This is a genomic window from Sorangium sp. So ce836, from assembly GCF_028553905.1.
Classification (GTDB): domain Bacteria; phylum Myxococcota_A; class Polyangia; order Polyangiales; family Polyangiaceae; genus Sorangium; species Sorangium cellulosum_D.
In genome coordinates, this window is record NZ_CP102233.1 from 1,630,697 (window position 1) to 1,649,776 (window position 19,080).

Genomic DNA, 19,080 nt, shown 5'->3' on the forward strand with positions numbered 1-19,080 from the left:
TCAATCTCCGTTGCTGGGGGGAACGGCCCGGTCGCGGGGCCGGATCACGAACGCCGTCCCGGTCCGGCGCGACGCGTCCACCTCGATGAGCCAGCCGACCGAGAGGAGGTCGGCGCGGACCGCCGAGAGGCCGACGCCGCGGCCGGCCAGGTCGCTCACGTCGCCCTTCGTGCTCACGCCGGGGGCGAACGGGAGCTCGCGCGCGCGGCGCAGGTCGGTCGGGTCGACGCCGGCGCGCGCCGCGAGGGCGTGGAGGTCGAGCCCCCGGCCGTCGTCCTCGACGACGATCGTGGGCAGCGGCCGATCCTCGTCGCAGACGGCGCGGATCACGCCGAGCTCGGGCTTGCCCGCCTGGGCGCGCGCGTCCGGGGTCTCGATGCCGTGGGCGATCGCGTTGCGCACGAGGTGGATGAGCACGCCCGGGAGCAGGCCGGCGAGATCGGCGGGGACGGGGACCTCGCGGCCCTCGATCTCGAGGCGGGCGCGCTTGCCCTCCTTCTCGGCCCAGCGGGGGACGCGCTCGACGAGCGGCGCGAGCACCTCGCCGAACGGGCGGGCCGCGAGGCGGCGGACGATCTCGGCGGCCTCGCCGCGCTGCCCGGCGAGGAGCTCGCCGAGCCGGCTCACGTCGGTGCGGCGGACCGTGATCTGGTCGAGGATCGCGCTGCCCACGGGCGACGCGTCGACGAACGTCTGCTGCGCGCGCGCGAGCTCCTCCGCGACGCGCTCGAGCCGCGCGCGATAGGACGCCGCGCCGAGGTCGACGGAGAGCTCGTCCTCCGAGCGCGCGCGCGCCTGGAGCGCGGCGAGCTCGTCCTCGAGGGTCATGACCTCGTCCGCGAGGCGCTCGAGGTCGAACGAGCGGGCCTCGCCCTTCAGGGTGTGCAGCTGCTGCAAGAGCTCGTCGAGGTCCGCGGCGCCGAGCCGCCCGCCGGGGCTCAGGAGCTCGGCGCACCGGGCCACGCGCTCGCGCGAGATCTCGACGAAGCGGACGAAGACCTGGCCGCCGCCGGCGACGAGGCGGCGCATGGCCGCGATCTGGCGCGCGTGCTCCTCGTCCTTGGTCTTGACGCTCGCCTCGAGGCGCCGGAGCTCGGTCTCGTCGGTCGCGAGCAGCATGATGCGCGCGACCTTCTGGCCGGAGACGACGGGGCAGAACTCGAGCCGCAAGAACCTGCGGTCGCCCGGCGCGCGCTCGAACCAGAGCGAGCGCGGGGCGAGCTCGGCGACGTCCGGGAAGAGGTCGAGCTCCGCGCCGAACGCGGCGTCGATCCATTGCCGGAGCGCCTGGCTCTCGACGCAGAGGGGCTCGTCGCCGTAGAGGAGCTCCGCGACGTGGCGGCCCGCCTCGGCGCGCTCGCCGAACAGCTGTCTGGCCTGCTTCGAGGCCTCGACGCCCAGCCGGCCGTCGGGGCCGAAGGCGACGATCGCCTCGCGCATGTTGTCGAAGAGCTCGCGGAGGCTCTCCGTGGCCATCTCCAGCTTGCCCTCGCGCTCGAGGATGGCGGAGCTCATCGCGTTGAAGACGTCGGCGAGCCGGCCGAGCTCGTCGTTCGTGCGGACGTGCACGCGGACGGTGCGGTCGCCCTCGCCGAGGCGCCGCGCGGCGTCGACGAGCCGCGAGAGCGGGCGCACGATCTGCCACCGGGCGAACCCGAGGAGGAGGAAGGCGGTCACCGCGCCGACGAGCCCCGCGTATTCGAGGATGTTGCGGCGCGCCGCGGCGAACGCGGCGTTCTCGGGATCGAGGGAGAGGACGAGGACGAGCGTCCCGAGGCGCCGCCCGTCGTCGCGCACGACCGAGCGCGCGACGCGGATCTCGCGCTCGAGGACCTGGTTCTCGGCGCCGCGCGCGATGAAGGCCGACAGGCCCTCTGGCGGCGCCCCGACCTTGGCGACGGGCTCGGCGTCGCTGCCCCACGCGATCGCGCCGATCAGCGCGCGGTTCGACCGGAGCTGGTCGAGGTCGCCCTGCGCCGCGTCGCGGTCGCCGAAATCGAGCGGCGCGGTCAGGGCCCCCGAGAGCAGATCCGCCATCATCGAGGCGGCGTTCGCCTTCGCCGACACGAGATCATCCCGTGTCTTCTCGATGGCCTGATTGGCCACCAGCACGGTGACGCTGGTGAGGACGACCACGGTCGCCGCCGCGAGCTTGACGCCGATGCCGAGGGGGACGCTGGCGCGCCCGGCGCGCTGCCGGTCGGGCGTCGAGGGCGTGGAGACGGCGCCGGCGTCGAGCATCAGGCGACCGGCGCGGCAGCGCGTACCCGATGCAAGGAACGGTCGAATCCAAGAGCGTACGTCATCCGCGCCCCCACGAAAGACAGAGGCATGTCCGGGCGCCGTCGGATGCCCCCCCCGGAGGAGCGCGGACAGGCGCACAGAGAATGCCCTTCAGTTCCCGACGGTACGTAGCTTATTTCATATTTGCAACAGGAATTTCCTTACCCACACTGGGAGGCAGTGTCGGCGCATAGCGCCTGTTGGTCTACCCGCTGCTCACGGCGCGTGCCGCGGCGCCGCTATTGGTTCGCGTCGATCGAGATGAGGAAGTCGTTGTAGGCGTCGACCTTGTCCCCGGGGACCACGTCGAGGCCCGTGTTGACCCGGGTGCCGTCGACCATCTGCGGGGCGAGGATCTGCTTGGTCGCCTCGAGGCCGAGGTTCTTGATGCCGTAGAGGACGTAGGGCACGAGATAGCCCTGGTAGTACTGCCGCTGGATGTGCGTGGCCCTGATGCGCCCCTGGCGCATGTACTCGACGGTCATCGGATCGAAGTCGAAGGCGACGATGGGGAGCTCCGTGCCCGCGGCCTCCGCGGCCATCGCGCACCGATACGAGACGTTGAACAGGCCGATGAGCCCAACGGCGGGCGGGTCCGCCGCCTCGATCTCGGCAGTCATCCACTCGACGTCCTCGGTCTCGCCCGAGAGGGTCCAGTGGGCTTGGCCCACCACGACCTCGTAGCCGGCTGCCTCGAGCTCGGCCTGGGCACCCTGCGTTCGCTCCAGGCCGGCGCTCCCGGCCTCGTCGATGCTGCCGTGGATGATCACCGTCCCCGGGGGCGCGGGCAGCAGCGCGAGCAGGGTCTTCGCCGCCGTGGCGCCGGCAGACTCGTTGAGGGTCCCGACGTAGATCGAGCGCTTCGAGGCCGCCACGTCGTTGTCGAGCGTCACGACGTGGACCCCTCTCGCCGCGGCCTCGTCGACGGCGGTGGTCTGGAGGTCGCCGAAGGGCGCGAGGCCGATCCCCTCCACGCCGTCCTCCACCGCCTGCGCGATTTGCTCGTTCTGGACCTCTTCCGGCTTGGGGCCGTCCTCCGACAGCTCGATCGGCCCGATCACGCTCCCCACGACCCCGAGCTCCGCCATGGCCCGGGTCGCGGCCGTCACGACCGGCGCCCAGAAGCCGGCGGCGTTCTTCAGCACGACCGCCATCGGCATCGTCCGGAGCGCGCTCGCGTTGATCTCGGCGACGAGGCGGTCGACCGTGTCCTCGAGCTCCACGGGCGTGAACTCGTTGTCTGGAATCGGAGCTCGCTGGATGGGCGTGATCTGCTCGCCGGCGCCGGGGGGCTGGTCGGACCCGCACGCCGCCGTCGCCAGCGCGAGACCGAGGACCGTCGTACTCCATCGTCCAATCCGCCCCATGAGCTGCTCCTCCTCGTCCGTGGCTCGTCGATCGTGCGCACTGCTGCGCGAACGTCACGCTCGCCGCGAGATCACTGCCTGACGCGGCAGGTGACGGGGACGGGGTCGAGATCGACGAAGGCCTCGTCGCGGATGGTCCACTTCTGCATGAAGTGGTGCTTGTTCGCCCCGTAGCCGTCGAACTCGTACTCCGCGGCCGCCCCGACGTACCGGAGCGGGACCCCCTCGCGAAGCCTGGTCATCGCCGTCTTCAGATCCCGCCACGAGGCCGGCTCGTTGTCAGGGCTGTTGAGCTCGCGGATGATCTTCTGCAGCGCGTTTCCGGAGTCGGGGATCTTCCCGCTCGTCGCCTGCGCGTACACGAGGCCCATCGCGATGAGGACGACGCCGTCGTAGTAGAAGTGCGCCGCGGGGAACGGCACCTCCCCGCCCCACCGGCGGGAGAAGTGCTCGATGAAGGCGGCGGCGTTCCCGGTCGTGCACTCGACCTTCTCCTCCGCTTCGTCCACGATCTGGCACTCGCTCCGCAGGCTCAGCGAGGGCGAGACCCCGGAGTACCCATCGAGGACGCCCGCAGGAATGTTGGCGAGGAACGCCTCGGCGCGCAGCGCGGGGCCGAGGAGCCAGTCGCCCGGGCGCCCGGCGACGGTCCATTCGGTCACGATGGTCGAGGCGGTGGCAGGAAAGGCGGCCAGGAGCGTGCGGTCGGGCTGCGAACCGAAGGCGAACTCGATCTTGTCCGTGTAGGTATGCTCGCCCGCGGTGAGCGGCACCGACGGGAGCACCCTGCCCCTGAGCCCCACGAAGTTTGTCGCGAACTCGCTGCTGACCTTGGCGTTGTAGTCGTCCCACGCGGCGAGGGTGTTCACGGTCCGGATGCCGTCGCGAATGGCGTCCTTCGCCAGCGCGCAGCCGATGTCGAACGGGGTCGGGGCGAGCCGCATCCAGCCCCCCTTCCTCTCGCTGCGCGCGACGGAGGGGGCGGCATACCCCGGCAGCATGTGAAACCGGTCGAGCTCCTTCACGTCCCGCGAGATCTCGTGGGCGAGGTCGTTCTCTTCGGGCCCCACCAGGTAGTCGACCCGATCCTTGTAGAGCAGCGCGGCCAGCTGGTGGATCCCGCGCTCCGCGCTCGAGTGGCTGTCCCGGCTCAGGAGGTCGAACGGCCGCCCGTCGAGCCCGCCCGCGGCGTTCAGGTGCTCGATCGCGAGCAGCATCGCTTGCTCGAGGTTGCGGCCGATGGCCGACTCGCTGCCGGAGAACGGCAGGAGGGCGCCGATGACGACCGCGTTCTCGGGGCGCTCGGGCTCGCTCGGCGCGCAGGACGCCGAGAGTAGGGACGCGAGCCCCACGAGCAACCCGGCCTCCAGGCAGCGCAGGCGTCGTATGAGATGCGTGGAACCCATGTCGGCTCGATGGACGCACCGCGAAGAGGCATGGATCCCAAGGTGCATACAGACCTTACGATCACATCTCAAAGGAGATGGGTCTGTCAAGGACGTGGAAGGGTCGGCGATGAGGGCTGAAGTGGGAGATGATGCGCTGTGGCCCGTATTACTCGCTGTCTCTCACGCTTCAGTCCGGCCGCTCTCTTACGCTCGGCTTTTACACGGCTTTTACGCGCCTCAAGCGCCTCTCACGAGCTCACTCCGCCCCGTCCGCCTGCAAGGCGGGCAGCCACATGCGGACCGTCGTGCCTTCGCCGAGCGCGCTCTCGATACGGATGCTGCCCTGGTGCTCCTGGATGAACCGGTGCGTCAGCGACAGGCCGAGCCCGGTCCCTTGCCCGGGCGGCTTCGTCGTGAAGAACGGCTCGAAGATGCGGCTCAGGTCCTCGGCGCGGATGCCGCAGCCGGTGTCGCGCACGTCGATCTCCACGCCGTGGACGTCCCCGCGCGGGAGCGCGCGCGCCCCGACGACGACGGCGCCGCCCTGGGGGCTGGCGTCGAGGGCGTTGCCGATCACGTTGAGCAGGGCCGACTCGAGCTGCGACGTGTTGACGAGCACCGCGGGCAGCGCCGACGCGGCGCTGTTCGCCTGGAGGTGGACCCGGCGCTCGCGCGCCCGCGGCCCGGAGAGGTCGACCGCGCGGCGGAGCGCCTCGCGCACGTCGCACGGCTGCCGGCCGACCGGCTTGCCGCGCGCGTACTCGAGCAGCGCCGTCACGAGGTCCGAGCAGCGGTTCGCCTGCCGCTCGATGGTGCCGAGCGCCTTGATGATCGCGGCCTCGTCGGGCAGGCCGTGCCCCTTCCGGTGCCGCCGGAGCAGGAGCTGCGCGGTCATCACGATGACCGAGACCGGGTTGTTCATCTCGTGCGACAGCCCCGCGACGAGCGTGCCTATCGCCGCCATCTTGCCCGCCTGGAGGAGCTCCTCCTGCGTCTCCGAGAGCCGCTTGAGCGCGGCCGCGAGCTCGCGGTTCTTCGCGGCGAGCTCCAGGTAGGCGCGGTGCAGCCGCTCGGCCGCGCGGACCCGCGCCTTGAGCTCCAGCGGGTCGAACGGCTTGCTCAGGTACTCGTCGGCGCCGACCTCGAGCCCGCCCACGGCCTCGGCGCGGCTCGCCCTGGCCGTGAGCAGGAGGATCGGGATGTCCCGGAGCTCGGGCTCCCGCTTGAGCCGCCGGACCAGCTCGAAGCCATCCATCTCGGGCATCATCACGTCCGACACGATGACGTCGGGCCTCGTCGCCCCGACCACCTCGAGCGCCTCCCGGCCGTTCGTCGCGAGCAGGACCTCGTGCTCGGCGGACAGGATGCCCTCCAGGTAAGACGCCATGTCCGGGTTGTCCTCCACGACGAGCACGCGCGGCGCAGGCGCCTCTGCGCGGCCGTCTCCGCGGACCGCCGGCGCGGCGCGAGGCGAGGGCGCCGCGAGGTGGTCCGCGACGCGCGGCCTGGACGCCACGGGGTCGTCCGCGCCGCCGGGCGGCACCGACGGCCTCGGCGGCTCCGGCGCGCGAGGCGCCCGCGACGCCATCACGCCGTCCGCCGCGCGCGGCAGCCGCACGAAGAAGCGGGAGCCGACCCCGGGCTCGCTCTCCACGCCGACCGTGCCCCCCATGAGCTCCGCGAGCTCCTTGGCCAGCGACAGCCCGATCCCGGTCCCCTCGTGCTTGCGCGTGGCCGACGCGTCGATCTGCTGGAACCGCTGGAAGAGCAGGTGTCTCTGGTCCGGCGGGATGCCAGGACCGGTGTCCTCGATCGAGAGCTCGAAGAGCCCGTCCGCCCTCCGCAGCCCGACGTCGACCCGGCCGCCCGCCGGGGTGAACTTCAGCGCGTTGCCCAGCAGGTTGAGCGCGATCTTCTCGAACTTGCGCCGATCGAGGGGGACCGTCCCGAGCGCCGGATCCACCTGGAGCGACAGCTGCACTCCGCCGCGCTCGGCCGCGGGGCGAGCCTCTTCCACCATGTCCGCGACGAGCTCTGTCACGTCGACCGCCTCCCAGTCGACCTGCATCTTGCCGGCCTCGATCTTCTGGTAATCGAGGACGTCGTCGACGAGCCGGCGGAGCCGCCGCCCGCTGCGCTGGATGCGCTCGAGATCGGCCTGCACCCGCGGCGAGAGCGGCTCGTCCTGGCCCGACAGGAGCGACTGGAGCGGACCGAGGATGAGCGAGAGCGGCGTCCGGAGCTCGTGGCTCATCACCGTGAGGAACTCCCCCTTGGCGCGGGCGGCGGCGTCGGCGGCCTCCTTGGCCTTCTGGAGCTCGACCTCCATCCGCTTGCGCTCGGTGATGTCGGCGTAGATCCCGAGGAGCCCGGTCACCTCGCCGCGCTCGTCGCGGATGGGCACCTTGCTGGTGAGCAGGACCCGCCGCTCGCCGTCCGGGCGGAGCAGCGGCTCCTCGATGTCGAGCATCGGCGTGCCGCGCTCGATGACCTCCCGGTCGACGCGCACGAACGACTCCGCGTCTTGCTTCCCCCAGACGTCGAAGTCGGTCTTGCCGACAAGGTTCTCCAGGACCCTCGTGTTCGTGTCGTTGAGGAAGTTCTGATTTCCTCCGAGAAACCGGCCCTGGCGATCTTTCCAGAAGATGGCGTGGGGGACGTTGGCGATGACGTATTTCAGCACCGCCTGCTGCTGCTCGAGGCTCGCCTGAGCCTGCTGCTGCGCGGCGATGTCGGCGGCGCGCACCCGCGCCTCGGCCGGCGACGCCGCCCTGGACGTCCGTGATTTTTCGGCGCGCGCTCGACTGGCCTGGAGGAGCTTGCTGACCCTGGCAGAGAGCCGGTAGAGGCGTCGCATCGTTGGCTCGTCGCGAGAGCATAAAACGAGCGCGAGCGACCTCAAAGCATCACCGCACCGGAACGCGGCCGCCGAGCACGGGCGGCCGGCGGGGGAGCCCGGCGAACGAGCGCGGCGGGGCTCGTGTTGCGCCGGTCGGGTGTGCCCTCCATGGAAGCGTTCCGTCGCGGTTGGCGAGCCCCGGTCTGCGGCGCGCCCGGCTGCGCCTGCGTCGCCCGCGTCGCCCGCGTCGAACGACACCCGGTGATGGCTGGCGGTGCCGGCGAGAGCGCGTCTCTTCCACCCGTCTTGGGTACCCGCCTTGGGACGGCGCAGGTGCACACGGCGGCTTCGCCGTGGTAGAGGGGCTGAGCACATGTCAGGTCGAGTCGCGCTCGTCACCGGGGCCGCGTCGGGTATCGGCGCGGCCACCGCACGCAGGTTGTCGCAAGCCGTGGGCGGCCTGGTCCTCATCGATCGGAACCGGACGGCGCTCGACGCGCTCGCGGCGGATCTCCGTGGGCCGGAGCTCTTGGTGCGCGACGGCGACGTGGGGACCGAGGCCCCGTGGGCCGAGATCGAGGAGGCCGTCGAGCGCCGGTTCGGGAGGCTCGACCATGTCGTGGCGAACGCCGGTATCGCCCACGGGGCGCCGCTCGCGGAGACCTCGTTCGAGGACTGGCGGCGCGTGCTCTCGGTGAACCTCGATGGCGCCTTTCTGACGCTGCGGACGGGTCTTCGCTTCCTCAGGAGGTCGGGCGAGGGCGGGACGGCCGTCGTCGTCTCCTCGGTCGCGGCCGTCAAGGCCGAGCCGGGCATCGCCGCGTACGCGGCCTCGAAGGCGGGCGCGGCGCAGCTGGTCCGCGTCGCGGCGAAGGAGGGCGCGCGCGACAAGATCCGCGTGAACGGCGTCCTGCCCGGGGGCGTCGAGACGCCGATCTGGACGCAGACGCCGTTCTTCCAGGAGCTCGTCGCGACCGCCGGGAGCGAGCGCGCCGCGTTCGATCAGATGGCGGCGATGGCGACGCCCTTCGGGCGGTATGCGAGCGCCGACGAGATCGCGGGGCTCATCGCGTTCCTGCTCTCCGACGCCTCGGGCACCATGACCGGCGCGCTGCTCGTCAGCGACGGCGGGTACTCGCTCTAGCCATCGCTGCGGCCCCTGGCTCGGGGGAGGCCTCGCCGGAGGCCTACCGTGGGCGCGGGGACGAAAGGGAATCTTGGAGAAGAGAAGACCTCTGCGCCTCCGTGGTTCGAATTCTTCTGCGGGGACATAGTTGGGCGAGATCAAACCGCCTTCCAGCGGGAGAGGGGGTTGAACCGCCTGGACGTGAAGAGCGTCAGGAGAAACGGGGAGCAGGCCTGTTGGATTCTCCTGGGGTCCTTGCCATCTCGGCGGTTCAGTCTCTCTCTCTCAGGGCGCGCCGCGCTGGCCGGTTGGGGGTTCATGACGAGACGCTGACAATGCGCGCCGGCCCGCGGCTCCGGGCCGCCGCGCAGCGCTCGCCCCGGAGCCGCGGGCCGCAGAAAAAGCAAGCGATTCCGAATGCTTGAGCCCATGGGTCGCCAGGGAGACCGAGGCGCGACGCGTCATGAGGCGCGGGCGCGGACGCGCCGAGGGAAAGCGCTTTCATGGCCGATCCTGGGGGGACGGCGCGATCGGGCCATGCCGTCGCGCCGTGACCGAACCATTACCGCGGGCCGGAGACGACGGATGTTATAGACCGCGAGCTTGTCATTGGGAGGCAGCTCAGCATGATTAATGAACCGCAGGCCCTCCGCAGCGCCGGCCTCCAGCCGATCGGGATCTGGCGCAGCGGACCGTGGCTCCCCGCGTTCACGTCGACCGATCTGCGGGAGGCCGTCTCCTGCGTGCGCGAGCCGGTGCACGTGGTGCGCGAGACGTCGGAGGGGCGCGTCGGCGTGTCCCGCGGCGGCGCAGTGATCCGCGACGATCAGGTCAACGGGGTCCCCACGTTCCCGCTCCTCGGCACGCTGCCGGCGCTGTATCCGGAGTGGCTCGGGGACCGCTCCTTCCTCGAGGTCCACCGCCTGCGCTTCCCCTACGTGGCCGGCGCGATGGCGAACGGTATCCACACCACGCGGCTGACCATCGAGATGGCCAGGGCAGGGATGATGGGGTTCTTCGGCGCCGCCGGCCTCGGGCTCCACCGGATCGAGCAGGCGGTCGACGAGATCGTCGCCGCGCTCGGCACGGAAGGCCCCACCTGGGGCTGCAACCTCATCCACGCTCCGAACCAGCCGCGGCTCGAGAGCGACACGGTGGAGCTCTACCTGAGAAAGGGAGTGAGGCGGGCCGAGGCCGCGGCCTACATGGGCCTGAACCCGATGGTCGTGCGGTTCGCCTACAGCGGCATCAGGCGCCTGCCCGACGGCCGCATCGACCGGCAGAACCACCTGTTCGCGAAGATCTCGCGCCCGGAGGTCGCCGCGCGCTTCCTGTCGCCGGCGCCGGCCGAGATCCTCGATACGTGCGTTCGCAACGGGTGGCTCACCCGGGAAGAGGCGGAGCTCGCGCGGTCCCTGCCGGTGGCCGAGGACATCACCGTGGAGGCCGACTCCGGGGGGCACACCGACAACCAGCCGCTCGTCGCGCTGTTCCCGGTCATCCTCGGCGTCCGCGACGAGCTCGCGGCCAAGCACGGGTATCAGCGCCCGATCCGCGTCGGCGCGGCCGGCGGCCTCTCCACGCCGTCGACGGTCGCCGCGGCGTTCGCGCTCGGGGCGGCGTACGTGCTCACGGGCTCGGTCAACCAGGCATGCGTCGAGTCGGGCCTGTCCGAGGAGGGCAAGAAGATGCTGGCCCAGGCCGACCTGCCGGACGTGACGATGACGCCGGCCGCCGACATGTTCGAGCTCGGCGTGCAGGTCCAGGTGCTCAAGCGCGGCACGATGTTCGGCGTCCGCGCGCAGCGGCTCTACGACCTGTACGTCGCCCACGACTCCATCGAGTCGCTGCCTGCCGACGTGCGCGCGCGCGTCGAGCGGGAGCAGTTCCAGATGTCGTGCGACGAGGTGTGGGCCGGCTGCGAGCGGTTCTTCGCCGAGCGCGACCCGGCCGAGCTCGAGCGCGCCGCCCGCGAGCCGAAGCACAAGATGGCGCTGATCTTCCGGTGGTATCTCGGCATGTCCAGCAAGTGGGCGATCGCCGGGGACCCGAAGCGCCGCGCCGATTACCAGATCTGGTGTGGCCCGGCCATGGGCGCCTTCAACCGCTGGGTCAAGGGGTCGTTCCTCGAGGCCCCCGCGAACCGCACCGTGGTCCAGGTCGCGCGCAACCTGCTCGAGGGCGCGGCCGTCGTCACGCGCGCGCAGCAGCTCCGGACATACGGCGTCCCCGTGCCGAGCGCCGCCTTCCACTTCACCCCTCGCCCGCTCGTCTGAGCGCCCGATCACCTGCTGAGGTCCGTCATGCACCCTTCGTCCCCGCGTACTCCGGCCATCGCCGTCGTCGGCGTGAGCGCCATCTTCCCCGGCTCGCTCGACGCTCACGGCTTCTGGCGCGACATCCTCGCTGGAACCGACCTCATCACCGACGTTCCGAGCTCCCACTGGCTGGTCGAGGACTACTACGATCCCGATCCGTCCGCTCCGGACAAGACCTACGCGAAGCGCGGCGCCTTCCTGAAGAACGTGCCGTTCGATCCGCTGGAGTGGGGCGTCCCGCCGTCGATCGTTCCGGCCACGGACACGACGCAGCTGCTCGCGCTGATCGTGGCGAAGCGCGTGCTGGAGGACGCGGCGCAGGGGCAGTTCGAGTCGATGGACCGCGAGCGGATCAGCGTGATCCTCGGCGTCACCTCGGCGCAGGAGCTCCTCGCCTCGATGGTGAGCCGGATCCAGCGGCCGGTGTGGGCCAACGCGCTCCGGGATCTCGGGTATCCGGAGGACGAGGTGAAGCGCGCCTGCGACCGGATCTCGAACAGCTACGTGCCCTGGCAGGAGTCGAGCTTCCCGGGCCTGCTCGGCAACGTGGTGGCCGGGCGCATCGCGAACCGGCTCGACCTCGGCGGGACCAACTGCGTGACCGACGCGGCGTGCGCGTCGTCGCTGTCGGCGATGTCGATGGCGATCAACGAGCTCGCGCTCGGCCAGTCCGATCTCGTGATCGCCGGCGGCTGCGACACGATGAACGACGCCTTCATGTACATGTGCTTCAGCAAGACGCCGGCCCTGTCGCGGTCGGGCGACTGCCGCCCGTTCTCGGACAAGGCCGACGGCACGCTGCTCGGCGAGGGCATCGCGATGGTGGCGCTCAAGCGGCTCGACGACGCCGAGCGCGACGGAGACCGGGTGTACGCGGTGATCCGCGGGATCGGGTCGTCGTCCGACGGGCGGAGCAAGAGCGTGTATGCGCCGGTGCCGGAAGGGCAGGCCAAGGCGCTGCGCCGGACCTACGCCGCCGCCGGGTACGGCGCCGAGACCGTGGAGCTGATGGAGGCCCACGGCACCGGGACCAAGGCCGGCGACGCGGCCGAGTTCGAGGGCCTGCGCGCGATGTTCGACGAGTCGGGGCGGCAGGACCGGCAGTGGTGCGCGCTCGGCAGCGTGAAGTCGCAGATCGGCCACACAAAGGCGGCCGCGGGCGCGGCGGGCCTGTTCAAGGCGATCATGGCGCTGCACCACAAGGTGCTGCCGCCGACCATCAAGGTCGACAAGCCGAACCCCAAGCTCGAGATCGAGAAGACCGCGTTCTATCTCAACACCGAGGCGCGGCCGTGGATCCGGCCGGCGGGCCACCCGCGGCGGGCGTCGGTGAGCTCGTTCGGCTTCGGCGGCTCGAACTTCCACGTGGCGCTGGAGGAGTACACGGGCCCGGCGCCGCGGGCGCACCGGGTGCGGTCGGTCCCGGCGGAGCTCGTCCTCCTGTCGGCGGACACGCCGGCGGCGCTCGCGGACCGCGTCCGGGCGACGGCGAAGGCGGCGGAGACCCCGGAGATCCTGCGCTTCCTGGCGCGGGAGTCGGTGCTCTCGTTCGACGGGTCGCGGCCCGCGCGGCTCGGGCTGTGCGCCACGGACGAGGCGGATCTCCGGAAGAAGCTCGAGCAGGTCGCGGCGCACCTCGGGTCGAAGCCCGAGCAGGCGCTCGCCGCGCCGCTCGTGCATTACGCGACCGGGGAGGCGCCGGGGCAGGTGGCGTTCCTGTTCCCGGGGCAGGGGAGCCAGTACCTCGCGATGGGCGCCGACGTGCTGATGACGTTCGACGCGGCCCGCGAGGCCTGGGACGCGGCGGCGAGCGTCCCGATCGCGGACGCTCCGCTGCACGAGGTGGTGTTCCCGCGGCCGGTGTTCTCGGACGAGGACCGCGCGGCGCAGGACGCGCGGCTCCGCGAGACGCGGTGGGCGCAGCCCGCGATCGGCGCGACGAGCCTCGCGCACCTCGCGCTGCTCGGGGCGCTCGGGGTGCGGGCCGACGCGTTCGCGGGCCACAGCTTCGGCGAGATCGCGGCGCTGCACGCGGCGGGCGCGCTGCCGGCGGCGGACCTCCTGCGCGTGGCCCGGCGGCGCGGCGAGCTGATGGGCGCGGCGTCGTCCGAGCGGGGCGCGATGATCGCGGTCCCGCGGGCGATCGAGGAGGTGCGGGCGCTCGGGCTCGGGGACGTGGTGGTCGCGAACCACAACGGCCCGAAGCAGGTGGTCCTGTCCGGGTCGGTCGCGGCGATCGAGGCGGCGGAGAAGCGGCTCGCGGGCATGGGGATCCAGGCGCGGCGCCTCGACGTGGCGGCGGCGTTCCACTCGCCGCTCGTGGCGGAGGCGAGCGCGCCGTTCCGCGAGTTCCTGGGGGGCATCGCGGTGCAGGCGCCGCGGGCGCCGGTGTACAGCAACGCGGAGGTCGAGCCGTACCCGGGCGGCGGCGACGCGGTGCGCGACCGGCTGGCGCGCCAGCTGGCCGAGCCGGTGCGGTTCGTGGAGGAGATCGAGCGGATGTACGCGGCCGGGGTGCGCACGTTCGTGGAGGTCGGGCCGGGCTCGGTGCTCACGAACCTGGTCGGCGACATCCTGAGCGGGCGGCCGCACCGCGCCGTGGCGCTCGACCGCAAGGGCAAGCACGGGGTGACGAGCCTGTTCGAGGCGGTGGCGCGGCTCGCCGTGGCGGGGGTGCCGCTCGACGCGCGGGTGCTCTGGGACGGGGTCGCGGCGCCGGTCGATCCGCGGGCGCTGCCGAAGCCGAAGCTGTCGCTGGCGATCAACGGGAGCAATTACGGCAAGCCGTACCCGCCGCAGGGCGGGGCGAAGGAGCTGCCGAAGCCGAGCGCGGCGAGGCCGGCGCTCGAGGCGGCGGTGAGCGCGGCGAGGCCGGCGGCGCCGGTCGCGAGCGCGGCGTCGCCGGTGGTGCGCGCGCCGGCGCCGGCCGTGAGCGCGTCTGCGCCGGTGGTGCGCGCGCCAGCGGCGGTTGCGAGCGCGTCTGCGCCGGCAGTGAGCGCGTCTGCGCCGGCAGTGAGCGCGTCTGCGCCGGCAGTGAGCGCGTCTGCGCCGGCCGTGAGCGCGTCTGCGCCGGCCGTGCGCGCATCGTCGGGGACCGTGAGCGCATCGTCGGGGGCCGTGCGCGCATCGTCGGGGACCGTGAGCGCATCGTCGCCGGCCGTGAGCGCGTCGTCGGCGGCCGTGAGCGCGTCGTCGCCGGCCGTGGTGAGCGCGTCGTCGCCGGTGGTGCGCGCGTCGTCGCCGGCCGTGCGCGCGTCGTCGCCGGCCGTGAGCGCGTCGTGGCTCGCTGCCTACCAGGAGGCGCAACGCGCCACGGCGGAAGCCCACAGCGTGTACCAGCGCACCATGGCCGAGACCCACATCGCCTTCCTGCAGGCGGCCGAGGCCTCCTTCGCAGGGCTCGCCGCGCTCGCGACCGGCGCTCCGTTCCCGGTCACGGCGGCGCCCGAGGCGCGGATCTCGCCCACGATCCTCGCGCCGGTGCATCGAGGGCCGGTCTCGGAGGCGTCGCTGGGGCCCGCAGGGGCGCCGGCGCTGCTCATCGGCGGGGGCAGGAGCCTCGCGATCCAGGACGGCCTGAACGGCGCGGGCGGGGAGCATCACGCGGCGCTCGCAGCGCCGGCGGCTGCGGCGCCCGTCGCGGCAGCGAAGCCGGCGGCCGCGCCGCCCGTGCAGGCGGCGCCCATCGCGGCAGCGAAGGCCGCGGCGCCGGCGGCTGCGGCGCCCGTCGCGGCAGCGAAGCCGGCGGCCGCGCCGCCGTCCACCGCCCCCACCGCGGCAGCGAAGCCGGCGGTCGCGCCGCCTTCGCCCGCCGGGGCGACGCAGACGGCGGGCGCCGCCGCGCCGGGGGTCGATCTCGAGCGGATGGTCCTCGAGGTGGTCGCGGACAAGACCGGATACCCCGTCTCCATGCTCGGGCTGCAGATGGAGCTGGAGAGCGATCTCGGGATCGACAGCATCAAGCGGGTGGAGATCCTCTCCTCGGTCCGGGATCGGACGCCCGGACTGTCGGAGGTGGACGCCTCGGCGCTGGCGCAGCTGCGCACGCTCGGGCAGGTGGTCGACCACCTCCGCGCCTCGATGCCCGCCGCCGCGCCGGCGGCCGGCGCAACGCCGGCCATCGCCGCACCCGCCGCCGCGGCGGCGCCCGCAGCAGCCGCGCCGGCGGGCGCAGCCGCGGCGGCGTCCGCCGCATCCGCGGAGGTCGAGCGGGTGGTGATGGCGGTGGTGGCCGAGACGACGGGCTACCCGGCCGAGATGCTCGGATTGCAGATGGAGCTGGAGAGCGACCTCGGGATCGACAGCATCAAGCGGGTGGAGATCCTGTCGGCGGTGCGGGACCGGACGCCCGGGCTGTCGGAGGTGGACGCGTCGGCGCTGGCGCAGCTGCGCACGCTCGGGCAGGTGGTCGATCACCTCCGCGCCTCGCTGCCGGCCGCCGCGCCGGCGGCCGCCGTCAGGCCGGCTGCCGGACCCTCCGCCGCGACGGCGCCTGCTGCAGCCATGCCGGCCGCCGCTCCGGCCGCGGCGGCGGCGCCCGCGGCAGCCGACGTCGAGCGGGTGGTGATGGCGGTGGTGGCCGAGACGACGGGCTACCCGGCCGAGATGCTCGGATTGCAGATGGAGCTGGAGAGCGACCTCGGGATCGACAGCATCAAGCGGGTGGAGATCCTGTCGGCGGTGCGGGACCGGACGCCCGGGCTGTCGGAGGTGGACGCCTCGGCGCTGGCGCAGCTGCGCACGCTCGGGCAGGTGGTCGATCACCTCCGCGCCTCGCTGCCGGCCGCCGCGCCGGCGGCCGCCGTCAGGCCGACTGCCGCCCCCTCCGCCGCGGCGGCGCCCGCTGCGGCCGCTCCGGCCACGCCGGCCGCCGCGCCGGCCGCGGCGGCGGCGCCCGCGGCAGCCGACGTCGAGCGGGTGGTGATGGCGGTGGTGGCCGAGACGACGGGCTACCCGGCCGAGATGCTCGGATTGCAGATGGAGCTGGAGAGCGACCTCGGGATCGACAGCATCAAGCGGGTGGAGATCCTGTCGGCGGTGCGGGACCGGACGCCCGGGCTGTCGGAGGTGGACGCCTCGGCGCTGGCGCAGCTGCGCACGCTCGGGCAGGTGGTCGACCACCTCCGCGCCTCGCTGCCCGCCCCCGCGCCGGCCAGCGCTTCCGCCGCGACGCCCGGTGCGGCCGAGGTCGAGCGGGTGGTGATGGCGGTGGTGGCCGAGACGACGGGCTACCCGGCCGAGATGCTCGGGCTGCAGATGGAGCTGGAGAGCGATCTCGGGATCGACAGCATCAAGCGGGTGGAGATCCTGTCGGCGGTGCGGGACCGGACGCCCGGGCTGTCGGAGGTGGACGCCTCGGCGCTGGCGCAGCTGCGCACGCTCGGGCAGGTGGTCGACCACCTCCGCGCGCGCCTCGGCCCCGCCGCCGCCGGCGACGCCCCGGCGAAGCCCGCCGAGGACCCCGCCGCCGCGCACCTCGGCCGGTGGACGCTCGTCGAGGTGCCGGCGCCCGCCGCCGGCATGGCGATGCCCGGCCTCTTCGACGCCGGCACCGTGGTGGTCACCGGCGACGACGCGGTCGGCCCCGCGCTCGCCGCCGCCCTCGCGGCGCGCGGGATCGCCGCCGAGTACGCCGCCGCCGTGCCCCGCGGGGCCCGCGGCGCCGTGTTCCTCGGCGGCCTGCGCGACGCCGCCACGGCCGACGAGGCGCTCGCCGTCCACCGCGAGGCGTTCCTCGCGGCCCAGGCGATCGCGGCGCAGCCGGCCCTGTTCGTCACGGTCCAGGACACGGGCGGCGACTTCGGCCTCGCCGGCTCGGACCGCGCCTGGGTGGGCGGGCTGCCGGGCCTCGTGAAGACCGCGGCCCTGGAGTGGGCCGAGGCGTCGTGCCGCGCGATCGACCTCGAGCGCGGCGGCCGGCCCGCCGCCGAGCTCGCCGAGGCCATCGCCGCGGAGCTCCTGTCCGGCGGCGTCGAGCTCGAGATCGGCCTGCGCGCCGACGGCCGCCGCACCACGCCGCGCAGCGTCCGGCAGGACGCGCAGCCCGGGCCGCTCCCCCTCGGGCCGTCCGACGTTGTCGTGGCGAGCGGCGGCGCCCGCGGCGTGACCGCGGCGACGCTGATCGCGCTCGCGAAGGCCAGCCGCGCGAGGTTCGCGCTGCTCGGCCGCTCCGCGCTCGAGGACGACCCGGCCGTGTGCCGCGGCGTCGGCGGCGAGGCCGCGCTCAAGGCGGCGCTCGTCAAGGCCGCGGCCTCCGCGGGCCACAAGGCGACGCCGGCGGAGATCGGCCGCCAGGTCGCGAAGATCCTCGCGAGCCGCGAGGTCCGCGCGACGCTCGACGCGATCCGCGCGGCCGGCGGCGAGGCCGTCTACGTGCCGGTCGACGTGAACGACGCGCGCGCCGTGGCCGCGGCGCTCGACCAGGTGCGCGGCGCCCTCGGCCCCGTCACCGCGATCGTCCACGGCGCGGGCGTGCTCGCCGACAAGCTCATCGCTGAGAAGACGGTCGAGCAGCTCGAGCGCGTGTTCCGCACGAAGGTCGACGGCCTGCGGGCCCTGCTCGGCGCGACCGAGGGCGACCCGCTCAAGGCGATCGTCCTCTTCAGCTCCATCGCGGCGCGCAGCGGCAACAAGGGGCAGTGCGACTACGCGATGGCGAACGAGGTCCTGAACAAGGTCGCCGCGGCCGAGGCCGCGCGGCGCCCGGGCTGCCGCGTGAGGTCGCTCGGCTGGGGGCCCTGGCAGGGCGGCATGGTGAACGCGGCGCTCGAGGCGCACTTCGCGCAGCTCGGCGTGCCGCTCATCCCGCTCGACGTGGGCGCGAGGATGCTGCTCGACGAGCTCTGCGACGGCTCGGGCGACCGCGGCGCGGGCTCCGCCGCGCCCGGCGCGGTCGAGCTCGTGCTCGGCGCGGAGCCGACGACGCTCGCGGCCCAGGGCCACGGCCGGCGGGTCGCGCTGGCCGTCCGCGCGGACCGCGCGACGCACCCCTACCTCGGCGATCACGCCATCAACGGCGTCCCCGTGGTGCCGGTGGTGATCGCCCTCGAGTGGTTCGCCCGCGCCGCGCGCGCCTGCCGGCCGGATCTCGTCGTGACCGAGCTGCGCGACGTGCGGGTGCTGCGCGGGATCAAGCTCGCGGCGTACGAGTCGGGCGGCGAGGTGTTCCGCGTGGACTGCCGCGAGGTGAGCAACGGCCACGGCGCGGTGCTCGCGGCCGAGCTGCGCGGGCCCCAGGGGGCGCTGCACTACGCGGCGACCATCGAGATGGCGCAGCCCGAGGGGCGCGCGGCCCCGAGGGGCCCGGCCCTGCCGTCGCTCGGCCCGTGGCCCTCCGGCGGCGACCTGTACGACGGCCGCACGCTGTTCCACGGCCGCGACTTCCAGGTGATCCGGCAGCTCGACGGCGTGAGCCGCGACGGGATCGCGGGGACGGTCGTGGGCCTGCGCGAGGCCGGCTGGGTGGCGCAGCCGTGGAAGACCGACCCGGCGGCGCTCGACGGCGGGCTGCAGCTCGCGACGCTGTGGACGCAGCACGTGCTCGGCGGCGCGGCGCTCCCGATGTCCGTGGGCGCGCTGCACACCTTCGCCGAGGGGCCGTCCGACGGCCCGCTGCGCGCGGTGGTGCGCGGGCAGATCGTGGCCCGCGACCGCACCAAGGCGGACATCGCGTTCGTCGACCAGACGGGCGCGATGGTCGCCGAGCTGCGCGACGTGCAGTACGTCCTCCGCCCCGACACGGCGCGCGGGCAGGCGTGAT

Annotated in this window: 7 protein-coding genes; 3 read left to right on the forward strand and 4 right to left on the reverse strand. The window is 73.5% G+C overall.

Annotated elements, in window-relative coordinates; genetic code table 11:
* The 4 genes from NQZ70_RS06110 to NQZ70_RS06125 all read right to left on the reverse strand — a co-directional run bounded on the left by NQZ70_RS06110 (position 1) and on the right by NQZ70_RS06125 (position 7,895).
* Positions 1–2,241: a HAMP domain-containing protein gene (locus NQZ70_RS06110; protein ID WP_129573376.1), complete on the reverse strand. Its 2,241-nt coding sequence runs from the start codon at positions 2,239–2,241 to the stop codon at positions 1–3.
* A gap of 281 nt (positions 2,242–2,522) precedes the next feature.
* Complete coding sequence (locus NQZ70_RS06115; RefSeq protein WP_129573377.1) at positions 2,523–3,650, reverse strand: substrate-binding domain-containing protein; 1,128 nt, start codon at positions 3,648–3,650, stop codon at positions 2,523–2,525.
* A 71-nt stretch (positions 3,651–3,721) separates the two neighbouring features.
* Positions 3,722–5,056, reverse strand: coding sequence for an ABC transporter substrate-binding protein (locus NQZ70_RS06120; RefSeq protein WP_129573378.1), 1,335 nt, complete (start codon positions 5,054–5,056; stop codon positions 3,722–3,724).
* A 238-nt stretch (positions 5,057–5,294) separates the two neighbouring features.
* On the reverse strand, positions 5,295–7,895 hold the full coding sequence (locus NQZ70_RS06125) for an ATP-binding protein (protein WP_129573379.1): 2,601 nt from the start codon (positions 7,893–7,895) through the stop codon (positions 5,295–5,297).
* Between the two features lie 355 nt (positions 7,896–8,250).
* Here NQZ70_RS06125 and NQZ70_RS06130 point away from each other — a divergent pair, with 355 nt between their 5' ends.
* The 3 genes from NQZ70_RS06130 (at position 8,251) to NQZ70_RS06140 (ending at position 19,079) form a co-directional block, all read left to right on the forward strand.
* Positions 8,251–9,021, forward strand: coding sequence for an SDR family NAD(P)-dependent oxidoreductase (locus NQZ70_RS06130; RefSeq protein WP_129573380.1), 771 nt, complete (start codon positions 8,251–8,253; stop codon positions 9,019–9,021).
* Positions 9,022–9,629: 608 nt separating this feature from the next.
* Positions 9,630–11,279, forward strand: coding sequence for a PfaD family polyunsaturated fatty acid/polyketide biosynthesis protein (locus NQZ70_RS06135; RefSeq protein ID WP_129573381.1), 1,650 nt, complete (start codon positions 9,630–9,632; stop codon positions 11,277–11,279).
* Positions 11,280–11,306: 27 nt separating this feature from the next.
* The gene (locus NQZ70_RS06140; protein WP_129573382.1) at positions 11,307–19,079 is read left to right on the forward strand and encodes a type I polyketide synthase; all 7,773 of its coding nucleotides are present in this window, start codon (positions 11,307–11,309) and stop codon (positions 19,077–19,079) included.
* Position 19,080: the final 1 nt, after the last annotated feature.

Bases quoted from the DNA above. Each gene is read 5' to 3' on its own strand.
- NQZ70_RS06120 (WP_129573378.1), bottom strand. From the start codon at position 5,056: ATGGGTTCCACGCATCTCATACGACGCCTGCGCTGCCTGGAGGCCGGG.
- NQZ70_RS06135 (WP_129573381.1), top strand. From the start codon at position 9,630: ATGATTAATGAACCGCAGGCCCTCCGCAGCGCCGGCCTCCAGCCGATC.
- NQZ70_RS06125 (WP_129573379.1), bottom strand. From the start codon at position 7,895: ATGCGACGCCTCTACCGGCTCTCTGCCAGGGTCAGCAAGCTCCTCCAG.
- NQZ70_RS06110 (WP_129573376.1), bottom strand. From the start codon at position 2,241: ATGCTCGACGCCGGCGCCGTCTCCACGCCCTCGACGCCCGACCGGCAG.
- NQZ70_RS06115 (WP_129573377.1), bottom strand. From the start codon at position 3,650: ATGGGGCGGATTGGACGATGGAGTACGACGGTCCTCGGTCTCGCGCTG.
- NQZ70_RS06130 (WP_129573380.1), top strand. From the start codon at position 8,251: ATGTCAGGTCGAGTCGCGCTCGTCACCGGGGCCGCGTCGGGTATCGGC.
- NQZ70_RS06140 (WP_129573382.1), top strand. From the start codon at position 11,307: ATGCACCCTTCGTCCCCGCGTACTCCGGCCATCGCCGTCGTCGGCGTG.